The organism is Spirillospora sp. CA-142024 (assembly GCF_050942325.1).
In the GTDB taxonomy this organism is placed as follows: Bacteria; Actinomycetota; Actinomycetes; order Streptosporangiales; family Streptosporangiaceae; genus Spirillospora.
Map to the genome: position 1 here is coordinate 2,646,515 of NZ_CP192077.1, position 19,472 is coordinate 2,665,986.

Here is a 19,472-nt window from a genome sequence, read left to right on the forward strand (position 1 = left end):
GACTTCGACTGCCCTCGGCGTCGCACGCCCGCCCCGGCCGGTATCGCGTCTCCTAGAGACCTCCCGGACGAGCCGCCGCGAGTGACGCCACCCTCGCGATCTCCTTGCGGCTCTACTCCAACCGGTAGAGAGGCCACTCTCAGGAAGTGGATGTTCCGGGTTCGAATCCCGGGAGCCGCACGCAAGCCTCCGTAGTCCAACGGTAGAGACAGCGGCATGAGGTGCCGTGTGCTGGGGGTTCGAATCCCTCCGGAGGTACTGGCGCGGACGATATCCGCGCAAGGGGCGGCGCCGACGTAGGAGAGTCGGGTCCGGCTGTAACCCGGTTGCCATGCGCTGAGTGGGTTCGAATCCCACCCGCCCCACTCCCCGGTCCGATATCAACGCCCGCGCACGCTTTCGGGTGTCCCGCTTTGTCTCGTTCTGTCCCGCACATTCGGACACCGAAGCGGAGAGCGGATGAATGGCTACCTTGGTGAACGAAACGCCGAAGGCATCGGATGGACCGCGGGGGCCAATGTGCATACGCGCAGCGGGGAATCGAGCGTCGCATTCGAAGGCGATCTGAACGGCGGGCCGCGGGGGGTGCTCTCCATCGGGTTGCTCGGCCCGCTGGCCGTCTCCGTGGACGAGCATCCTGTCTCGTTGTCGGCGGGCAGGCTGCGGGCGGTGCTGGCGACGCTGGCGCTGTCGTCCGGTCAGGTCGTCTCGGTCGAACGCCTGGCCACGGCGGTGTGGGCGGATGAGAGACCACCGGGCAACGTCCGGCGCAGCGTGCAGACCTATATCGCTCGGCTGCGGAGCCTGCTCGGAGCGGAATCGATCCGTTCGGGGCCCCTCGGCTATGTTCTGCATGCCGCTCCCGAACACGTCGACGTCCTGCGGTTCGTCAGGCTGCTGAACGCCGCCTCCGGCGCGTCCAATCCCGCGGACGAACGGGCGCGGCTCACGGAGGCGCTCGAACTGTGGCGCGGCAGGCCGCTCGACGGTGTGCCGTCCCCCTGGCTGCAGGAGGCGGAGACGCCCTGGCTGGTCGAGCGGTACCTCGCCGCGCTGGAGCGGCTCATCGACCTTGACGTCTCCGCCGGCCTGCACAGGGAGCTGGTCGCGAAGCTGAGTGAGCTGACCGCGCGGTATCCGTTGCGCGAGTCGTTGTGGGCGCGGCTGCTCATCGTCCTCTGCCGCTCGGGTCGCCAGGCCGACGCGCTGGCCCGGTACGAGGAGATCCGAGCGCGCATCGCCGCCGAGCTCGGCACGGACCCCCATCCGGCATTGACGCGGATCCATGCGGATCTGCTGGCAAGCCGGGTACCGAGCCTTGAGGCCGGCGTGTGATCGGCGGTTGCTCCGTCAGTTGCAGAGGCTGATGTACCAGACGGCCTTCCAGCCCACCACATCGCGCTGGTACGGGGGAGTCGAGTCGATCACGGCGTGCCGCTCGTTGAGGTACTTCACGGTGACGTTCTGGTTGTTGAACACCGCCCGGAAGTTGCTGCCGTATATGCCCCAATTGCTCAGGGCATACTCCCTGCACTTGTAGAACTGGAATCCGAGATAGCGATCCTGGCTCGCGCTGTCGGCCTGATAGGCGCAGAACCTGCCCGGCGTGCAGTTGTTCACCCAGTCGAACGGATCGATCCGGATCGGGTCCGCGATGTACTCCGGGTCGGGGGTGACGGTGACGAAGGGCAGGGCCCTGGCGCCCGCGGTCTTCTGGATCGGCGCCGCCTCACTCGGGGAGGCCGCGACGACCCCGGCGAGGAGGCTGCCGCCGAGCGCCATTGTTGCGGTTGCCGTTTTGACGGTCTTCATCGCCCACTACTTCCTTTCGGTCGCGGGTGACAGGAGAGACGTGTTCGCCTCGACCTGGCCGCTTCTTTCTAGCCGTCCGCCGCTTCATATCTGCTTCACGCCGGCGTCACCGCCGATCAGGGACTTCGGAACTCAGGGGGAGGCGCACGCCATGCGCTCGGTTTTGCCGCGCCGACCCCGGGGAAACTCCTCAGAGTGTGCGTCCGATGACGTTCTGTGATTGCGGGGGTGGGTATGGGTTTCCGGCGAAGGTGCGTCCTCGGCGGGGTGGCCCTGCTCCTCTGTGCCTCCTGCGGCGGGGAGAAGCAGGCGGCGCCGGCGACCACTCCGCTGCCGATGCAGGCGAGCGGTCTGGCGATGGGAGGGGACGCCCAGCCCCAGGCGACGGACGTGGCCCGGACCCGCATCACCCAGGCGCAGCTGCACAGGATCGCGGCCGCCTGCCGCAAGGCCGTGGAGATCACCGACGCGGACGCGGACCCCTGCGCCCGCGCCGTCCGGGAACAGTTCAGGCACGTCCGGCCCTGCGTCGCGGGTGCGCCGTGCATGAGGGTGCGACGGACGAAGGGCGGCAAGACGCGGGCCCCCGGCGAGATGCAGGGCCTCGTCGAGGCCAGTGCCTCTCCATGCGGTGGCGTGTGCCTGCGGATCGGCCTGCTGCACGAGGCCGACTTGGCCAAGGTCATCGAAGGCGCCTCGCCTGAGGAGACGGCGGGCTCACCTGGGGAGACGGCGGGATCGCCTGAGGAGACGGCGGGATCGCCGGAACCAGGTGACCATTCGGGGGAGCCGGAGGAGTCCTCACCCGCGAGCCCTGGCGGCGGGGGCGGGCACGGGAGCGACGGACCCGGCACGAGCACGAGTCCCTGACCCGATGGCGGGGGAGCCGGCCGGGGAGTCCGGGGAGTCCGGGGAGTCCGGGGAGTCCGGGGAAGGGCGGTCGGTCGAGAGGATCGTCGAGATCGCCGGGCGGGTGCTGGCGTCCACCGGCGTGCTCACGGCGATCCTGTACTACTTCGGCTACGTGCGCGAGCAGGCGCTGTTCGCCTATTTCGGCGTCGACCTCGGCACCGTCGGCTTCACCACCACCGACTACATCCTGCTGAGCGCGGGACCCGTGTTCTCTCCGCTGGCGTCGGTGATGGTCATCGGCGTGGGAGCACTCATCCTCCACCACCTGCTCCTGCACCTGATGCGCGATGCCTCCCACCGCCTGCGCGTGGTCGTGTGCGGGTGCCTCGCGGCCTTGGCGCTGGTCCTGCTCGCCATCGGCGCCGTCAGCCTGCACCGGCATGGCGACGACGCCCTGAGCGGGCCGTTCCTGTCGCCCGCCGCACTCGGCGCCGGAGCGCTGCTGCTGGAGTACGTCGCGGAGGCCGCGACGCGGTACGGGGTGGCGCGGGGCAGATGGTCGGAGCTGCTCGGATCCACCCGGGCCGTCCGGCGGCTGCTGCTCATCGCGCTCGCCCTGATCGCGGCGTTCTGGTCCACGGCCAACACGGCGCAGCGGCACGGTCTCGACGCCGCCCGCGCGATCGAGCTGTCGCTGCTGACCAGGCCGCAGGCCGTCGTGTACTCGCAGGACCGGCAGTTCATCAGTGGGCCCGGTGTCGGCGTTGTGCGGCTGAGCGGCGCGGACGCCGCGTTCGGCTACCGCTACAACGGCCTGCGCGCGCTCGCGCACGCGGGCGGCCGCTGGTTCCTGCTGCCGGCCGGATGGACCCACGGCAACGGGGCGACGGTGGTCCTGCTGCCCGACTCCGCGAAGAACGTCCGGGTCGATCTGGCGCCCTGAGCGGGAGCGGCCGTTGCGCGGCGGGTGTTTCTGAACTAATGTCTGGACACGTGTCCGGAAACCAGCAGCAGGCGACCGAGCCCACCCGCCGCCGCCTCACCGAGCGGCAGGCCGACACGGTGCGGCGGCTGACCGACGCCGCCGTGGCGGAGGTCGGCGAGTCCGGCTACGAGGGACTGACCGTCCGCAACGTGGCGCGCCGCGCCGGGGTCGCGCCCGCGACCGCCTACACCTACTTCGCCTCGAAGAACCACCTGATCACCGAGGTGTTCTGGCGGCGGCTCAGCGCCCTGCCGCCGGTGCGGGCGGACGGCGCGCTGCACGCGCGGGTGGAGGGGACGCTCCGGGAGATCGCGCTGCTGGTGTCGGACGAGCCGGAGCTGGCGGCGGCGTGCACCACCGCGCTGCTCGGCACCGACCCCGACGTCCGCGAACTGCGGATGCGGATCGGCTACGCGATCCGCGAGCGGCTCCGCGCGGCGCTGCGCGACCACGACGACCCGAAGATCCTCGGTGCGCTGGAGCTGGCCTACACCGGCGCGCTGGTGCACGCGGGCATGGGCTACACCTCCTACGCCCGCATGGCCGACCGGCTCGCCGAGATGGCGGAGCTCATCCTGCCCGAACCCCCCGAGTGAGGTGACGGCCGTGGACCCTGCTGCGCAGGTCTCCTACAGCCCGTTCGACTACGCCGTCCACGAAGACCCCTATCCCCTCTACGCGCGGCTCCGCGAGGAGGCGCCCCTGTACCGCAACGACGAGATCGGTTTCTGGGCGCTGTCCCGGCACGCCGACGTCTCGGCGGCCTTCCGCGACCACGCGACGTTCTCCAACTCCCACGGCGTCTCGGTGGAACCGAGCGCCTGGGGCCCGCAGGCCCACCGGACGATGTCGTTCCTGGCGCTCGACCCGCCGCGTCACACGCGGATGCGGGCGCTGGTGTCCAAGGGCTTCACGCCGCGGCGCGTGAAGGAACTGGGCGACGGCATCCTTGCGCTGACCAGGCGCCACCTGGAGCCCGCCCTGGAGAAGGGCGAGTTCGACTTCGTGTCCGACTTCGCCGGGCTGCTGCCCATGGACGTCATCTCCGAGATGATGGGCGTCCCCGAGGCCGACCGGGTGGAGGTGCGCAGGCTCGCCGACACGGTCGTGCACCGGGAAGAGGGGCTCAACGACGTCCCGCCCGCCGGGATGGACGCGGCGCTCACCCTCGTCGGCTACTACCAGGACATGGTGGCCCAGCGGCGCCGCCGGCCGTCGGACGATCTGACGTCCGCGCTGCTGGAGGCCGAGGTCGACGGCGACCGGCTGGACGACACCGAGATCATCGCGTTCCTGTTCCTGATGGTCGTCGCCGGGAACGAGACCACCACCAAGCTGCTCGCCAACGCCCTGTACTGGGGGGCGCGGAATCCGGACCAGGCCGCCAAGCCGCTCCGCGACCCGGCCCGCGTGGACGACTGGGTGGAGGAGACGCTCCGCTACGACACGTCCAGCCAGATGCTCGCCCGCAAAGTCGAGCGGGACGTCGAGATGCACGGGCGGCGGGTGCCCGCGGGCGACCGGATGCTGCTGCTCGCCGGGTCGGCCAACCGCGACCCGCGCGTCTTCGAGGAAGCCGACGCCTACGACCTCGACCGCGACACGTCGCAGCTCGTCAGCTTCGGCGGCGGACGGCACTTCTGCCTCGGCGCCAACCTCGCCCGGCTGGAGGCCCGCATCGCGCTGACGGAGCTGGTCCGGTGCGTCTCCTCCTTCGAGGTCGATCACGACGCCGCCGAACGGGTGCACTCGGTCAACGTCCGCGGGTTCGCATCGCTGCCCGTGCGCGTGGCCGTCCGAGGGCGGAGGGAGAGCTGATGCCCCGGTTCGACCCGCATCCCGAACGGCGCCCGGCCGTGGTGACGGGCGCCTCGTCCGGGATCGGCGCGGCGACGGCGACGGCGCTGGCCATGGCCGGGCACCCGGTCGCGCTCGGCGCGCGACGCCTCGAAAAGTGCGAGGAACTGGCCGCGACGATCCGGGCCGGCGGGGGAGAGGCGTTCGCGCACCCGCTGGACGTCGGCGACTCCGACTCCGTCAAGGCGTTCGCGGCGGCCGCCGCCGACGCGCTCGGCCCCATCGAGATCGTCGTCTCCGGCGCCGGGGACCTGTCCGCCGGACGCCTCCACGAACTCGACTCCGCCGAGTTCCTCGCGCAGGTGCAGGTCCACCTCGTCGGCGCGCATCGGCTCGTGTCGCACTTCGTCCCGCCGATGGTGGCGCGGCGGCGCGGCGACATCGTGTTCATCTCCTCCGACACCGTCCCCGCGCCCCGCTCGTGGACGGGCGCCTACGTCGCGGCCAAGAACGGCGTGGAGGGCATGGCGCGCACCATGCAGATGGAGCTGGAGGGGACGGGAGTCCGGGCGTCCATCGTCCGGCCCGGACCCACCGCGACCGGCATGGGCATGACCTGGGACGCGGAGACGACCGGCGCGGTCCTTGAGGACTGGGTGAAGTGGGGCCACGCCCGGCACCCGTACTTCCTGCGCCCGTCCGACGTCGCCGCCGCCGTCGCCGCGATCGTCGCGGCCCCGCGCGGCGCCCATCTCCGGCTCGTCGAAGTACAGCCCGAAGCACCGTTGGAGGAGTCGTGACCGCACTGGTGGAGCCGCGCGTCGTGTCGGGCGGGCCCGACCATCTGGAGGAGCTGCGCTCCGACCCGATCGGGCTGATGCGCCGGGTCCGGGACGAGTGCGGCGACGTCGGCGAGTTCCGGCTCGCCGGGCGGCGCGTCGTGCTGCTGTCCGGCGCGGAGGCCAACGAGTTCTTCTTCCGCGCCCCCGACGAGGAGCTGGACCAGGCCGAGGCGTACCCGTTCATGACGCCGATCTTCGGGGAGGGCGTGGTGTTCGACGCCACCCCCGAACAGCGCCGCGAGGCCCTGCACAACCAGGCGCTCAAGGGCTCGTTCCTGAAGGGGCACGCCGCGACGATCGCCGCCGAGGTCGACCGGATGGTGGCCGGCTGGGGCGACGACGGCGAGATCGACCTGCTCGACTTCTTCGCCGAGCTGACCATCTACACCTCGTCCGCGTGCCTGATCGGCCGCAAGTTCCGCGAGCAGCTCGACCGCCGGTTCGCCGACCTCTACCACGACCTCGAACGCGGCACCGACGCGCTCGCCTATGTCGACCCCTACGCCGACATCGAGAGCTTCCGGCGGCGCGACAAGGCACGGGCGGCGCTCGTCGCCCTCGTCCAGGAGATCATGGACGGCCGGCCCCCGACCCCGCCCAAGGAGGACCGCGACCTGCTCGACGTCCTGATGTCGATCAGGGACGCGGACGGGACGCTGAAGTTCGACGCCGACCAGGTCACCGGCATGTTCATCTCGATGATGTTCGCCGGGCACCACACCACGTCCGGCACCGCCGCCTGGACGCTGATCGAACTGCTCCGCCACCCCGGCGTGCTGGAGGGCGTCGTCCAGGAGCTGGACGAGCTGTACGCCGACGGCCGCGAGGTGTCGTTCCAGGCGCTGCGCGCCATCCCGAGGCTGGAGTCGGCGGTCAAGGAGGCGCTGCGGCTGCACCCGCCGCTGATCCTGCTGCTCCGGGTCGCGCAGTCCGACCAGGAGGTGCTCGGCCACCGGATCCCGGCCGGCACGATGGTCGGCTGCAGCCTCGCCGTCTCCAACCGGATCGAGTCCGACTTCCCCGACCCGGACGCCTTCCGCCCCGAGCGCTACGCCGCGCCCCGCGAGGAGGACCTGCTCAACCGGTGGACGTGGGTGCCGTTCGGCGCCGGCCGGCACCGCTGCGTCGGCGCCAACTTCGCGATGATGCAGCTCAAGGCCATCTTCTCGGTGCTGCTGCGGGACTGGGAGTTCGAGCTCGCGCAGCCGCCGGAGAGCTACCGCAACGACCACTCGAAGATGGTCGTCCAGCTCGCCCAGCCGTGCGCGGCCCGCTACCGCAGGAGGCGCCGGTGAGGATCGAGGCCGACCTGGACCTGTGCCAGGGACACGCCATGTGCGAGCTGGAGGCGCCCGGCGTCTTCGAGGTGCCGGGCAAAGGCAAGGTGCGGGTCCTCGACGCCGAGCCGCCCGAGGACACGCGCGCCGAGGTGACCGCCGCCGTCCGCTACTGCCCCACCCAGGCCCTGAGACTGCTGGAGACGTGATGCCGTCCTTCCCCCGAGAAGAACTCGACGCGATGGTGGAGCACTGGCTGGCCGAGAACCGCCGCTGCGAGGAGGCCGGCGACTGGCGCCCCCTCGCCGGCCTCTACACCGAGGACGCCACCTACGGCTGGAACATCGGCCCCGACCAGGACTTCATGGCCGTCGGCCGGGACGAGATCCGCGACCTCGCGCTCGGCTCGGAGATGGGCGGCCTGGACGGCTGGACGTACCCGTACCAGAGCATCCTCATCGACGAGCGCAAAGGCGAGGTCGTCGGATTCTGGAAGCAGGTCGCCGACGCCCGCCGTCCCGACGGGACGCCCTACGAGGTGCTCGGCATCGGCGGGTCCTGGTTCCGGTACGCGGGGAACCGGCGGTGGTCGTGGCAGCGCGACTGGTTCGACCTCGGCAACGTCACGTCGGTGTTCGTCGAGATGATGAAGGCGGACGTGCTGTCGGACGGGATGAGGCGGCGGCTGGAGCGGGCCGCGTCAGGGGAGCCGATCCCCGGCTACTACCCGCGCGGGGAGAGCTCCGTCCCCATCTGGTGATCAGATCTGCCCCTCCGGCTTCGCCGGGATCGTCGCCTTGATGGACGGGCCGAGCTCGATCAGCACGTCACCGGCGGGGTTGTACTTCGGCGGCACCGTCACCTCGACGTAGGCCTGCCGCCCGACCGCGGTGAAGGTGACCGGCCGGCCGGTGGGCTGCCCGAACCAGTCGATCCCGTTGATCGTCACCAGTTCCGACGTCGGCCGCAGCGCGGGGGGCCGGGGGACGCCGCAGCGCAGCGCGATCGCGGGCGACCCCCAGGCGGCCGTCAGCGGCGAGCTCGGGTCGGTGTCGCGGCGTTCCTTCCCGTGCACCTTCTCGGGCAGCCGCAGCCCCTGGCACAGCCGTTGCGTGGCCGCGTCCGGACTCGGCACGGGCACCTGCACCGCTCCGTCGCCGCACCCAGCCGCCAGCAGTGCCGCGCCGGCGAGGACGGCCGCGAGCCGCCTAGATGTGGACAATCGGGCAGGTGAGGGTCCGCGTGATGCCTTCGACCGCCTGGATCTGCGCGACGACGAGCTTGCCCAGCTCGTCCACATTGCGCGCCTCCGCTCGGACGATCACGTCGTAGGGTCCGGTGACGTCCTCCGCCAGAGTGACACCCGTTATGCCGGAGATGTGGGTTGCCACATCGGCCGCCTTGCCGACTTCGGTCTGGATGAGGATGTAGGCCTGCACCATCACGTCCTCCCCGGGCGGAGAATCAACCGTCGGACGGTTCACCGTATCGTGTTACGCGCCGCGGCGGGCGGCCGGGGTAGGGCGTGCCCGGTGAGACCGGTGGGAAACGCGTGAACACGGGGGAACCGCACGAATGGGGACGATCGGCGAGCTGGGCGAATTCGGGCTGATCGGGCGGCTGACGCGGCGGCTGCCGCAGGGCCCCGCGGTCCGGCTCGGACCCGGCGACGACGCCGCGGTGATCGCGGCGCCGGACGGGCGCGTCGTCGCCACGACCGACCTGCTCGTGGAGGGACGGCACTTCCGCCGCGACTGGTCCGGCCCCTACGACATCGGGCGCAAGGCCGCCGCGCAGAACCTCGCCGACGTCGTCGCGATGGGCGCCCGCCCCACGGCGCTGCTCGTCGGGTTCGCGGCCCCGCCGGGCACCGGCGTGGACTGGGCCGAGCGGCTCTACGACGGGCTCGCCGACGAGTGCCGCGCTGCGGGGGCGTCCGTCGCGGGCGGCGACGTCGTGGGCGCCCCCGAGGTCACCCTCGCGGTCACCGCCCTCGGCGATCTCGGCGGCGCCGCGCCGCTCACCCGCTCCGGGGCGCGGCCGGGGGACGTGGTGGCCGTCCGGGGCAGGCTCGGCTTCGCCGCCGCGGGACTCGCCCTCCTCGGCGCGGGACGGGACGAGCCGGCGGAGCTGGTCGCGGCGCACCGCCGCCCGCGGCCCCCCTACGCGGCCGGCGAGGAGGCGCGGGCGCACGGCGCCACCGCGCTGCTCGACGTGAGCGACGGGCTCGTCCAGGACCTCGGGCACATGGCCCGCGCGAGCGGCGTCCGGATCGACGTCGACTCCACGGCCGTGCCCGTCCCCGGAATCCTCGGCCCCGACGGGCTCCGGCACGCGCTCACCGGCGGCGAGGACCACGCGTTCGCCGCGACCTTCCCCTCGTCCGCCGCCCTGCCCTCGTCCTGGACGCGGATCGGCGACGTCGTGGAAGGGACCGGCGTCCGGGTGGACGGAGGGGAACCCCCGGCCGGCGCGTGGGACCATTTCCCGGCCTGAACGCCCTGGTACACGCTGCGCGTACAGCCGTGTGCGTTTACGCATCCGGTAGGCAGGTTTGGGACGGGTTTGGTATACATCCTGTGATCGAAGAGGAATGGGATGGGACGACACTCCAGGTTTGAGCAACCGGACGACGGACCCCAAACGGGCGCAGACGCGTCCCAGGGTCCGTACTACGGGGCTCCGGTCGACCCCTCCTACGAGATCTTCTCCGGGCCGACCGACGACCAGGTGTACGTGTCTCCGCACGAACAGGTCCGGTCGGGCCCGGCCCCCGTCGCGGAACGCCGCCGCGACGCGCCGGCCAGGCAGTACCCGTTCGAGCCTCTTCCCGGGGACTATCCCGGCGACTACCCGGGCGCCCCGTCCGAGACCCTCCCCGAGCAGCCGCGTGAACGGCCGCCCGATCCGCCCGACCCGCCGGAGCCCGCGAAGCCCTCCGACGCGTCCGGCGCGTCCGGCACGGGGGGCTGGTCGAAGTTCGTCTCGATGCTCCCCCTGCCGCTGCTGCCGATCGTCGCGCTCGTCATCGCGGTGGGAATCGTCTCCTACGCGCTGAGCACCCAGCAGATCTCCCTCAACTTCGCGGGCGGCTCGCCGAAGACCACGCAGACCGATCCGCGCGACAGCCAGGTCTCCCAGCGCGGCCCCGGCGAGCGGGCGAGCCGCGGCGCCGGGCGCCCCGACGGCCTCATCATCGCCTTCCGGGTCGCCTCCCGGACGCCCGGCGGTTTCAAGGCCACCGCCACCATCGCCAACAAGGGACGGCAGCCCGTCACCAGATGGGCGCTCGCCTTCAAGCTCCCGAGCGCCTCGGTCACCGCCGTCCAGGGCGCCACCGTCGTCCGGACCGGCGAGCTCGCGTTCGTCCGCGGCGGCTCCGGTATCGCGCCCGGCGGCACCGTGCGGATCGTGTTCGCGGCGCGCGGCACCGCGTCCCGGCCGTCCAGCTGCGTGCTGAACAAGCTGCCCTGCGCCCTCGTCTGAGATCGCCGCGCTTCCCGGACCGCCATAAAGTGGGCGGTATGACGCGCACTCCCGTGGCCCCGCCCCTCGTGCTCACCATCGCGGGCTCCGACTCCGGCGGCGGCGCCGGAATCCAGGCGGACCTGAAGACGATGCTCGCCCTCGGCGTCCACGGTATGAGCGTCATCGCCGCCGTCACGGCGCAGAACTCCCTCGGCGTCCAGGGCTACTGGGAGCTGCCGCCCGAGGCCGTCCGCGCGCAGCTCGACTCGGTGCTGTCCGACATCGGCGTGCACGCGATCAAGACGGGCATGCTCGCGTCCACCGTGCTGGTCGAGACCGTCGCCGAGGCCCTCGCCGCGTCGGACGCGCCCGCCGTCGTCGACCCGGTGGGCGTGTCCAAGCACGGCGACTCGCTGCTCGCCCCCGAGGCCGTGGACGCCGTCCGGTCCGTGCTGCTGCCGGCCGCGACCGTCGTCACGCCCAACCTGTACGAGGTCGAGCAGCTCACCGGCGTGAAGGTGGTAGACGAGGCGGGCTTGCGCGAGGCCGCCGAGGCCGTCAGGGCGCTCGGCCCCGCGTGGGTGCTGATCAAGGGCGGGCACCTGCCGGGGGAGCCCGCCGACCTGCTGTTCGACGGGGAGCGCGAGCACCGGTTCACCGCGCCGCGGTACGACAACCGGCACACCCACGGGACGGGCTGCACGCTCGCGTCCGCCATCGCGTCCCACCTTGCGCTCGGCGAGGACGTCCCGGCGGCCGTGGCGAAGGCCAAGGAGTACGTGACGGGCGCGATCGCAGCGGGCTTCCCACTCGGCGCCGGCATAGGCCCCGTGGACCACGCCTGGCGCCACCGCCCCTAACCTCCCAACCCCCGCAAGGTGGGCCGGGTCAGCCATGAGCCGGATCAGCCGCGGGTCAGGCCAGCCCCGGGCTCGGGCAAGCCGTGGCGCGGGTGAGGCGCGGGCGCGGGCAAGGCGGGGGCCGGGTGAGCCGCGGGCCGGGTGAAGTCGCGGGCCGGGTAAGTCAAAAGGCCGGTTCACCGGGTGAGTTCGGTGAACCGGCCGAAGCCTTGGGAGCGGGCGTGCCGTCTCTGGAGGGACTACCTCCCAGGCCGGGGCCGCGCTCCGCCGCGGGCGCCGCTCAGACGGTCGGCTTGACGACCTTGCCGGCCTTGATGCAGGACGTGCAGGCGTTGATCCGCTTGGTGCTGCCGTTCACGACGGCGCGCACGCGCTGGATGTTGGGGTTCCAGCGGCGCGGGGTGCGGCGGTGCGAGTGGGAGACGCGCATGCCGAAACCGGGTCCCTTGCCGCAGACGTCGCAGACGGAAGCCACGGGAAACTCCAAGTGGTGTCGATGCTCTGACCGGAGCGCCGCCCCGTGCCGCCGCGGGCGGGCCGGGCATCATGGGCGCTCACCGATGAACGCCTCGGACGAGGCGCATGGATCAGAGTAGCCGACAGCCCGTCGGCTAGGCGAATCGGACGGCGTCCCGGGTACAGGCGGCGTTCCGGGCACGGCGTGCGAAGCTTTGCGCGGGGAGAGGAGCGCTGTGGGCCAGGTTCTCGACGACGGTGCGGTGCGGCGGTGGTGCCGGCTCGCGGCGGACGCGCTCGGCCGTACCAGGGCCGAGATCGACGCCCTCAACGTGTTCCCCGTCCCGGACGGCGATACCGGCACCAACCTGCATCTGACCGTGATCGCGGCGGCGGACGCCCTCGACGGGACGCCGGAGGGCGGCGCGGCGGCCTGGCGGGCGCTCGCGCAGGGGGCGCTGCTCGGGGCGCGGGGCAATTCCGGCGTGATCCTCAGCCAGGTGTTCCGCGGGCTCGCGGACACGCTCGGGCCCCTGGAGGCGCCGCCGGACGGCGCGGCCTTCGCGGCGGCGCTGGGGCACGCGTCCGGGCTGGCGCGCGGTGCCGTCGAGCATCCCGTCGAGGGGACGATCCTGAGCGTCCTCGCGGAGGCCGCCGCGGCCTGCGCGGCGGCGGCCGAGCCCGCCGGGGCGGCGGCCGACCTCGCCGCGGCGGCGCGGGCCGCCGCCGGAGGGGCCCGGCGGGCGCTCCGCCGCACCACCGGCCAGTTGGACGTCCTCGCCCGCAGCGGCGTGGTGGACGCGGGCGCCGCCGGGCTCTGCGTGGTGCTCGACGCCCTCGTCGCCGTGATCACCGAGGAGTTCCCAGAGCGCTACGAGATCCCGGCCCGCGTCGCGGGGACGCCCGCGCCCGTGGAGGAGCGGCCCGAGCCGCAGGGCCCGGGCTACGAGGTCATGTACCTGCTGGACGCGCCCGACGACGCCGTCCACGCCCTGAGGGAGAGGCTCGACGGCCTTGGTGACTCGCTCGTCGTGGTGGGCGGCGACGGGCTGTGGAACGTCCACGTCCATGTGGACGACGCCGGGGCGGCGATCGAGGCGGGCATGGCCGCCGGGCGGCCGCACCGGATCCGCGTCACCTACCTGCACGCGGCCGGCGGCGAGCCGCACGCGGCGCACACCGGCCGCGCGGTGATCGCCGTCACCGCCGCCGACGGGCTGGCCGCGCTGTTCGAGGAGTGCGGTGCGCGGGTCGTCCGGCGCGAGCCCGGCACGGTGCCGCCGCTCGCCGTGCTGGCGGAGGCGATCCTCGCCGCGGGGGACGAGGTGGCCGTCCTGCCGAACGAACCCGAGGTCCTGTCGCTCGCCGAGGCCGCCGCAGAGCGCGCGCGGGACGGCGGGGCGCGGATCGCGGTGGTGCCGACGAAGGCGTCCGTCCAGGGCATGGCGGCGCTCGCGGTGCACGATCCGCTGCGCCGTTTCGCCGAGGACGTCATCGAGATGACCCGCGCCGCCGGCGCCACCCGCTTCGGCCACCTGGAGGTCGCCGCGCAGGAGGCGGTGACGAGCGTGGGCCTGTGCCAGCCGGGGGACGTCCTCGGGCTCATCGAGGGCGACGTCGCGACGATCGGCGCGGACATCGCGGACGTGGCCCGGAACGTCCTCGGCCGGATGCTCTCCGGCGGCGGCGAGCTGGTCACGCTGATCGCGGGCCGGCACGCGCCGCCCGGCCTCACCGGCGACCTCGAAGCGCATCTGCGGCGCGTGCGTCCCGACGTGGAGGTCGGCGTGTACGACGGAGGACAGGAGCGTTTCCCGCTGCTCATCGGCGTCGAGTGATTCCCGTCGCCCCCATGGGCTAGAAAGGACTGCGTGGCGAATCTCGACGAACCGTTGCGCAAGGCCCTGGGCGACAAGACGGCCAACGCCCTGACCAAGGGCCTCGACCTGCACACGGTCGGCGACCTGCTGCACCACTACCCGCGCCGCTACGCCCACCGCGGCGAGCTGACCCAGCTCAGCGGCCTGCAGGACGGCGAGCACGTCACGGTCATGGCGGAGGTCGTCAAGGTGCAGGGCCGCACCCTGACCCGCAACCCCGGCTACGTCCTGGAGATCACCGTCACCGACGGGACCGGCGAGCTGAAGCTCAGCTTCTTCGGCCGCAAGGGCTCCTACCGGGCCGAGAAGGAACTGTCGCCCGGCACCCGCGGGCTGTTCGCCGGGAAGATCAGTACCTACCGGCCCCGCAGCGGCAGGGCCGTGCGGCAGCTCGCGCATCCGCAGTACAAGGTCGTCCACGAGAAGGGCGCCGAGGCGGCCGCGCAGGAGTGGGCGGACGAGATCATCCCGATCTACCCGTCCACCAAGGCGCTGCCCATCGAGGCGATCAGCATGTCCGTCGGCACCGTCCTCGACCATCTGGACCTGCCCGCCGACCCGATGCCCGAGGCCCTGCTCCAGCGGCGCGACCTGATCGGCCTGCGCGAGGCGTACGAAGGCATCCACCGCCCCCGGACATGGGACGAACTGGGCCGCGCCAAGGCCCGCCTCAAATGGGACGAGGCGTTCGTCGTCCAGATCGCCCTGGCCCAGCGCCGCGTCGCCGCCGCCGCGCTCCCGGCCAGACCGCGCCCCCCGTCCTTCGGCGGCCTCCAGGCGGAGTTCGACGCCCGCCTGCCGTTCGAGCTCACCAAGGGCCAGCGCGAGGTGGGCGACGAGATCGCCGCCGACCTCGCCAAGGAACACCCCATGCACCGCCTCCTCCAGGGCGACGTCGGATCCGGCAAGACGGTGGTCGCGTTGCGGGCCATGTTGCAGGTGGTGGACGGGGGCGGGCAGGCGGCGCTGCTGGCGCCCACCGAGGTTCTGGCGCAGCAGCACTACCGGTCCATCAGCGAAATGCTCGGCGACCTGGCTCAGGCGGGGCAGCTCGGCGGTGCCGAGAACGCCACGCGTGTCGCACTGCTGACCGGGTCGCTGGGGGCGAAGGCGCGCAAGGAGGCGTTGCTGGACGCGGCATCCGGTGCCGCCGGGATCGTCGTCGGCACCCATGCGCTGCTCCAGGAGACCGTCCAGTTCGCCGACCTCGGGCTCGTCGTCGTGGACGAGCAGCACCGTTTCGGCGTGGAGCAGCGCGACGCCTTGCGCGAGAAGACCGGTGGCGGCCGTCCGCACGTTCTCGTCATGACGGCGACGCCGATCCCGCGCACCGTGGCGATGACCGTGTTCGGCGACCTGGAGACCTCGGTGCTCGGGCAGCTTCCGGCCGGACGCTCGGAGATCCGGACCCATGTCGTCCCGCCCGAGAAGCCCGCGTTCCTCGCGCGCACCTGGGAACGGATCAAGGAGGAGGCGGCGAACGGGCGGCAGATCTACATCGTCTGCCCGCGCATCGGCGAGCAGGAGGGCGACGAGGGCGACGGGGGCGACACCGTCGAGGCGGACGAGGGCGAACGCCGCTCGCCGCTCGGGATCATGGAGGTGCTGCCGAAGCTGGAGGAGCTCCTCGCCGGGCTGCGCATCGGCGTCCTGCACGGCAAGCTGCACCCGGACGAGAAGGACTCGGTGATGCGCCGCTTCACCGCCCGGGACTTGGACGTCCTGCTCGCCACCACGGTCATCGAGGTCGGCGTGGACGTCCCCAACGCCACCGTCATGGTGATCATGGACGCGGACCGGTTCGGCGTCTCCCAGCTCCACCAGCTGCGCGGGCGCGTCGGGCGCGGCTCCCTGCACGGCCTCTGCCTGCTCGTCACCGACGCCGCGCCGGGAAGCAGGTCACGCGAGCGGCTCGACGCGGTCGGCTCCACCACCGACGGGTTCAAGCTGTCGCGCCTGGACCTGGAGCAGCGCCGCGAGGGCGACGTCCTCGGCGCCGCGCAGGCCGGCCGCGCGTCCAGCCTGCGGCTGCTCACCCTCCAGCGGGACGAGGACGTGATCCGCGACGCCCGCGAGGAGGCGACGTCGCTGGTCGACGCCGACCCCGACCTGGCGGACCACCCGGGCCTCGCCACCGTCCTGTCCTCGCTCCTGGACGAGGACCGCGCCGGCTTCCTGGAGAAGACCTAAGCTCCAGACATTCTCTACTTATTAAGTTGACATTACCTTCCTGGGCGGGTCACGATGAACACGTGACCCCGAGTCAGGCCCTGATCGCGCGCCTGCACGTCGACCTCCGGCGGCAGGCCAGCGCCCTGTGTTCCCGTCGCTGAACCCACGCGCACAAGAATCCGACGGACATCGGGAGCAGGCATGACTCACATCGACACCATCCGGCTGGACGACGTGGAGGAGTTCCTCCGCGATCCTGAGCCCGCGACGCGCACGGCCGCGCTCGCGGTGCTCACACGGGCCGCCCGGGCGGGGGAAGCGCCGAGTGGCACCGGCGACACCCTCGCCTGGGCGCTCGCCGACGACCACGAGGACGTCCGCCGGGCCGCCGCCGACGCGCTGCGCGCCCTGCCCGAGCTGTACTTCGGCGACGACGGCGTGGACGCGCTGCTCCTCGCCGCCGCCCGCGGCCGTGACGCCACCGTCCGCCGGGCCGCCGCCGACCTCATCGAGGTCCTGGCCAAGGGGACCGCCGAACTGTACGCACACGGCCTCCAGGACGACGAGCCGCACGTCAGGATCCAGGCGGTCCTCGGCCTGGTCGCCCTGCGCGAGGCGGCCCGCGTCGCCGAGGCGGCCGACGACCCGTCCCGCGAGGTCCGCGTCGCCGTCGCCGAGGGCCTCGGCCGGCTGGCCCGTCCCGCCGGGCTGCCGGCCCTGGAACATCTCCTCGCCGACCACGACCTGATCGTCCGCCTGGCCGCCCTGGACGCCGCCGCCGAACTCGGTCTCCCCGAGCCCCTCGCGGGGCGGGTCGTCACCGCGACGGCCCACGCGAACTGGCAGGTCCGCCGCCGGGCCGTCCTGGCCCTGGCCAAGTCCCGTCCCGAGGTCGCCGTCCGGCCGCTGATCAAGGCCCTGGGCGACCGCACGGTGGACGTCCGCCGGGCCGCCGTCCAGGCCCTCGAACAGTGGGCCGCCGACCACCCCGAGGTGGTGGCGGCCCTCACCGAGACCCTCGCCGACCCGGACCCCGGCGTGAGAACCCAGGCCCGCTGGTCCCTCGCCTGACCAGCGAACGGCCAGGCGGGCCGCCGACCCGGCGCGGTGTCGGCGGTCCGCCTCTGCCGGGAGCGCTACCTCAGGGCCTCTGTGCAGTTCCGTGTGTTGACCTCGGGCTTACTCAGAACACATGGTTGATCACGCACGTCTAACCTGTACAGGATGGCAAGTGGCCATCCGGGGCCGTGCGGGTAGATCTCCCGTGGCGGGGCCGGATGCGACGGAGGAGCTCCCATGGCGGTCGTTGGTCCTTTGGTGTCCGGCGACCCGGCCAGGCTCGGGCGGTACGAACTCGTCGGGCGGCTCGGGGAGGGCGGGCAGAGCGTCGTCTACCTGGGACGGCGGGAGGACGGCGGGCAGGCGGCGGTGAAGCTGCTGCGCGACCAGCTCAGCCGCAGCCCCGAGTGGCGGGCGCGGTTCGAGCGCGAGATGCGGATGATCGGGCGGGTCGCCGGGTTCTGCACGGCGCAGGTCGTGGAGGCCGACATCTCGGGCGATCTTCCGTACGTGGTGAGCGAGTACATCCCCGGGCCGTCGCTCAGCGGACTGGTGAACCAGCGGGGACCGCGCACCGGGACCGACCTCGACCGGCTGGCGGTCGGGACCGTGACGGCGCTGGCGGCGATCCACCGGGCGGGGATCCTGCACCGCGACTTCAAGCCGTCCAACGTGCTGATGGGGCCGGACGGCCCGCGTGTCATCGACTTCGGCATCGCGCGGGTGATCGGCGCGGCGTCGGCGAAGGGCAGCGGGGTCGTCGGGACACCGTCGTACATGGCGCCCGAGCAGGTCACCAACGCCGAGCTCGGCACCGGCGTGGACCTGTTCACGTGGGCCGCGACGATGCTGTTCGCGGCGACGGGACGGCACCCGTTCGGCAACGACACGATCTCCGCGGTGTTCAACCGGATCCTCCACTACGAGCCGGACCTGTCGCCGCTGCCCGACTCGCTGCGCGGCGCCGTCGCGTCCTGCCTGGCGAAGGATCCGGCGACGCGGCCCGAGGCGCAGCAGGTGCTGCTCAACCTGCTCGGCGGGCAGGACGTCCCCGACGACGACGGGCCGCTCAGCACCGGCGCCCATTTCGCCGGGGACGCGCGGGCGCCCAGCGCGCCGCCGACCGTGGGCCGTTCCGGGCATCTGGCCGGAACGGGTTCGGGTGGGACGTACCAGGCGCCGCCGCCGCACACCGTCCCGCCGGCGCGGCGCCGGCGGCGCGGGCTCGGCATCGCCGCCGCCATCGTGGCCCCGCTCGTCGCGCTCGCCGCCGGAGGGACGGCGTGGGCGCTGATGTCGAGCGGCTCGGGGGACGAGCGCGCGGAGGCCGACGTCGGCGCGGCCGCCCCGCCCGCCGCGGAGGCCGCTGCCGTCGCGCCGGCCGCGGAGGCGATCAAGACGGTGCTCAGCTTCGACCATGCGGCGTTCGACAAGAACGTGGCCTCGGCGCACAAGGTGTCCACCCCCCGCTACGGCGCCGACTACGACCGCCAGCTCGCGACCCGCGACTACCGCAAGGAGCTCACGTCCAAGAAGGGCTCGGTCGCCACGGAGGTGCTCGATTCTGCGGTCGTGTCCGCCGCGTCCGGCAAGGTCACCGTGCTGTCGTACGTCAGGCGGACGGTCCGCGCCGAGAACGCCGATCCGACCCGGCTCCAGGACCCGATGCGCGCGACCATGGTCAAGCAGGGGAACGGGTGGCTGCTCGACAGCCTGTACTCGCTGAAGGCCGGTTCGCCGCGCGCCGACATGTCGGGCGCCACCTGGCCGGGCGCGCCGGCCCGCGAGGCGATCGACGCCGTGTCCCGCGACCCGGCGGTCGCGCGGGGGACGCCGCTTGAGGTCGGCCTGCGCGGGTCGGGTGACCGGCTCACCGCGCTGGCCCTGGTCGGCGAGTGCGAGGGCGGCTGCACCGACAACGACAAGATCGAGGTTCGCCGTCTCCAGCTTCGGCACGCGGGCGGCGCGTGGAAGGTCGCCGGGTCCGAGGTGCTCTGAACGCCGAAGGAGCG

The 19,472-nt window shown here is 72.8% G+C and carries 20 protein-coding genes and 3 tRNA genes; 19 read left to right on the forward strand and 4 right to left on the reverse strand.

The genetic code is table 11. The features are described 5' to 3' along the window. Positions 1–106: 106 nt before the first annotated feature. The 4 genes from ACQPZP_RS12810 to ACQPZP_RS12825 all read left to right on the forward strand — a co-directional run bounded on the left by ACQPZP_RS12810 (position 107) and on the right by ACQPZP_RS12825 (position 1,335). Positions 107–180, forward strand: a tRNA-Leu gene (locus tag ACQPZP_RS12810). 5 nt (positions 181–185) lie between these two features. Next, a tRNA-Leu gene (locus ACQPZP_RS12815) sits at positions 186–258 on the forward strand. 24 nt (positions 259–282) lie between these two features. Next, positions 283–365 (forward strand) — tRNA-Tyr (locus ACQPZP_RS12820). Positions 366–519: 154 nt separating this feature from the next. After that, on the forward strand, positions 520–1,335 hold the full coding sequence (locus ACQPZP_RS12825) for an AfsR/SARP family transcriptional regulator (RefSeq protein WP_433477846.1): 816 nt from the start codon (positions 520–522) through the stop codon (positions 1,333–1,335). A 15-nt stretch (positions 1,336–1,350) separates the two neighbouring features. Here the strand turns inward: ACQPZP_RS12825 and ACQPZP_RS12830 are convergent, their stop codons facing one another. Then, positions 1,351–1,812: a hypothetical protein gene (locus ACQPZP_RS12830; protein WP_433477847.1), complete on the reverse strand. Its 462-nt coding sequence runs from the start codon at positions 1,810–1,812 to the stop codon at positions 1,351–1,353. A gap of 228 nt (positions 1,813–2,040) precedes the next feature. Here ACQPZP_RS12830 and ACQPZP_RS12835 point away from each other — a divergent pair, with 228 nt between their 5' ends. From ACQPZP_RS12835 to ACQPZP_RS12870, 8 genes are read left to right on the forward strand one after another with little or no spacing between them, the layout of a single operon-like run. Next, positions 2,041–2,682: a hypothetical protein gene (locus tag ACQPZP_RS12835; protein ID WP_433477848.1), complete on the forward strand. Its 642-nt coding sequence runs from the start codon at positions 2,041–2,043 to the stop codon at positions 2,680–2,682. 4 nt (positions 2,683–2,686) lie between these two features. Further along, entirely contained in the window at positions 2,687–3,607 is a 921-nt protein-coding gene (locus ACQPZP_RS12840; RefSeq protein ID WP_433477849.1) for a hypothetical protein, read from the forward strand. A gap of 50 nt (positions 3,608–3,657) precedes the next feature. Continuing rightward, entirely contained in the window at positions 3,658–4,245 is a 588-nt protein-coding gene (locus tag ACQPZP_RS12845; protein ID WP_433477850.1) for a TetR/AcrR family transcriptional regulator, read from the forward strand. A 10-nt stretch (positions 4,246–4,255) separates the two neighbouring features. Continuing rightward, the gene (locus ACQPZP_RS12850; RefSeq protein ID WP_433477851.1) at positions 4,256–5,467 is read left to right on the forward strand and encodes a cytochrome P450; all 1,212 of its coding nucleotides are present in this window, start codon (positions 4,256–4,258) and stop codon (positions 5,465–5,467) included. Then, complete coding sequence (locus tag ACQPZP_RS12855; protein ID WP_433477852.1) at positions 5,467–6,246, forward strand: SDR family oxidoreductase; 780 nt, start codon at positions 5,467–5,469, stop codon at positions 6,244–6,246. The genes ACQPZP_RS12850 and ACQPZP_RS12855 overlap by 1 nt, the downstream gene beginning before the upstream one ends. Next, the gene (locus ACQPZP_RS12860) at positions 6,243–7,583 is read left to right on the forward strand and encodes a cytochrome P450 (protein ID WP_433477853.1); all 1,341 of its coding nucleotides are present in this window, start codon (positions 6,243–6,245) and stop codon (positions 7,581–7,583) included. Before ACQPZP_RS12855 ends, ACQPZP_RS12860 begins: the two co-directional genes overlap by 4 nt. Next, entirely contained in the window at positions 7,580–7,774 is a 195-nt protein-coding gene (locus tag ACQPZP_RS12865) for a ferredoxin (RefSeq protein ID WP_433477854.1), read from the forward strand. The genes ACQPZP_RS12860 and ACQPZP_RS12865 overlap by 4 nt, the downstream gene beginning before the upstream one ends. Further along, entirely contained in the window at positions 7,774–8,325 is a 552-nt protein-coding gene (locus tag ACQPZP_RS12870) for a hypothetical protein (RefSeq protein WP_433477855.1), read from the forward strand. The genes ACQPZP_RS12865 and ACQPZP_RS12870 overlap by 1 nt, the downstream gene beginning before the upstream one ends. Here ACQPZP_RS12870 and ACQPZP_RS12875 read toward each other — a convergent pair whose 3' ends face one another. Both ACQPZP_RS12875 and ACQPZP_RS12880 read right to left on the reverse strand, forming a co-directional pair. Then, a complete protein-coding gene (locus tag ACQPZP_RS12875; protein ID WP_433477856.1) occupies positions 8,326–8,787 on the reverse strand; it encodes a DUF3515 domain-containing protein in 462 nt (153 codons plus the stop codon). Then, on the reverse strand, positions 8,774–9,007 hold the full coding sequence (locus ACQPZP_RS12880; protein WP_433477857.1) for an Lrp/AsnC family transcriptional regulator: 234 nt from the start codon (positions 9,005–9,007) through the stop codon (positions 8,774–8,776). The genes ACQPZP_RS12875 and ACQPZP_RS12880 overlap by 14 nt, the downstream gene beginning before the upstream one ends. A 133-nt stretch (positions 9,008–9,140) precedes the next feature. Between ACQPZP_RS12880 and ACQPZP_RS12885 the strand changes: the two genes are divergently transcribed. The 3 genes from ACQPZP_RS12885 to thiD all read left to right on the forward strand — a co-directional run bounded on the left by ACQPZP_RS12885 (position 9,141) and on the right by thiD (position 11,893). Further along, complete coding sequence (locus ACQPZP_RS12885) at positions 9,141–10,061, forward strand: thiamine-phosphate kinase (RefSeq protein ID WP_433477858.1); 921 nt, start codon at positions 9,141–9,143, stop codon at positions 10,059–10,061. 102 nt (positions 10,062–10,163) lie between these two features. After that, positions 10,164–11,051, forward strand: coding sequence for a cellulose binding domain-containing protein (locus ACQPZP_RS12890; RefSeq protein ID WP_433477859.1), 888 nt, complete (start codon positions 10,164–10,166; stop codon positions 11,049–11,051). Positions 11,052–11,089: 38 nt separating this feature from the next. Beyond that, a complete protein-coding gene (thiD, locus tag ACQPZP_RS12895) occupies positions 11,090–11,893 on the forward strand; it encodes a bifunctional hydroxymethylpyrimidine kinase/phosphomethylpyrimidine kinase (protein WP_433477860.1) in 804 nt (267 codons plus the stop codon). Positions 11,894–12,173: 280 nt separating this feature from the next. Here thiD and rpmB read toward each other — a convergent pair whose 3' ends face one another. Then, positions 12,174–12,368, reverse strand: coding sequence for a 50S ribosomal protein L28 (rpmB, locus tag ACQPZP_RS12900; RefSeq protein ID WP_030164391.1), 195 nt, complete (start codon positions 12,366–12,368; stop codon positions 12,174–12,176). 217 nt (positions 12,369–12,585) lie between these two features. Here rpmB and ACQPZP_RS12905 point away from each other — a divergent pair, with 217 nt between their 5' ends. From ACQPZP_RS12905 to ACQPZP_RS12920, 4 genes are all read left to right on the forward strand, one after another. Next, positions 12,586–14,187 carry a DAK2 domain-containing protein gene (locus tag ACQPZP_RS12905; protein ID WP_433477861.1) on the forward strand — a complete coding sequence of 534 codons (1,602 nt, stop codon included), beginning with the start codon at positions 12,586–12,588 and terminating at the stop codon, positions 14,185–14,187. A 33-nt stretch (positions 14,188–14,220) separates the two neighbouring features. Further along, the gene (recG, locus tag ACQPZP_RS12910; protein WP_433477862.1) at positions 14,221–16,419 is read left to right on the forward strand and encodes an ATP-dependent DNA helicase RecG; all 2,199 of its coding nucleotides are present in this window, start codon (positions 14,221–14,223) and stop codon (positions 16,417–16,419) included. A 183-nt stretch (positions 16,420–16,602) separates the two neighbouring features. Next, positions 16,603–17,472, forward strand: coding sequence for a HEAT repeat domain-containing protein (locus tag ACQPZP_RS12915; RefSeq protein WP_433477863.1), 870 nt, complete (start codon positions 16,603–16,605; stop codon positions 17,470–17,472). Between the two features lie 225 nt (positions 17,473–17,697). Beyond that, complete coding sequence (locus ACQPZP_RS12920) at positions 17,698–19,458, forward strand: serine/threonine protein kinase (protein WP_433477864.1); 1,761 nt, start codon at positions 17,698–17,700, stop codon at positions 19,456–19,458. Positions 19,459–19,472 lie beyond the last annotated feature (14 nt).

What these genes read in the sequence shown, in the direction of transcription:
- ACQPZP_RS12830 (WP_433477847.1), bottom strand. Translation starts at nt 1,812, where the DNA reads ATGAAGACCGTCAAAACGGCAACCGCAACAATGGCGCTCGGCGGCAGC.
- ACQPZP_RS12840 (WP_433477849.1), top strand. Translation starts at nt 2,687, where the DNA reads ATGGCGGGGGAGCCGGCCGGGGAGTCCGGGGAGTCCGGGGAGTCCGGG.
- ACQPZP_RS12855 (WP_433477852.1), top strand. Translation starts at nt 5,467, where the DNA reads ATGCCCCGGTTCGACCCGCATCCCGAACGGCGCCCGGCCGTGGTGACG.
- ACQPZP_RS12870 (WP_433477855.1), top strand. Translation starts at nt 7,774, where the DNA reads ATGCCGTCCTTCCCCCGAGAAGAACTCGACGCGATGGTGGAGCACTGG.
- ACQPZP_RS12880 (WP_433477857.1), bottom strand. Translation starts at nt 9,007, where the DNA reads ATGGTGCAGGCCTACATCCTCATCCAGACCGAAGTCGGCAAGGCGGCC.
- ACQPZP_RS12885 (WP_433477858.1), top strand. Translation starts at nt 9,141, where the DNA reads ATGGGGACGATCGGCGAGCTGGGCGAATTCGGGCTGATCGGGCGGCTG.
- ACQPZP_RS12890 (WP_433477859.1), top strand. Translation starts at nt 10,164, where the DNA reads ATGGGACGACACTCCAGGTTTGAGCAACCGGACGACGGACCCCAAACG.
- thiD (WP_433477860.1), top strand. Translation starts at nt 11,090, where the DNA reads ATGACGCGCACTCCCGTGGCCCCGCCCCTCGTGCTCACCATCGCGGGC.
- ACQPZP_RS12915 (WP_433477863.1), top strand. Translation starts at nt 16,603, where the DNA reads ATGACTCACATCGACACCATCCGGCTGGACGACGTGGAGGAGTTCCTC.
- ACQPZP_RS12920 (WP_433477864.1), top strand. Translation starts at nt 17,698, where the DNA reads ATGGCGGTCGTTGGTCCTTTGGTGTCCGGCGACCCGGCCAGGCTCGGG.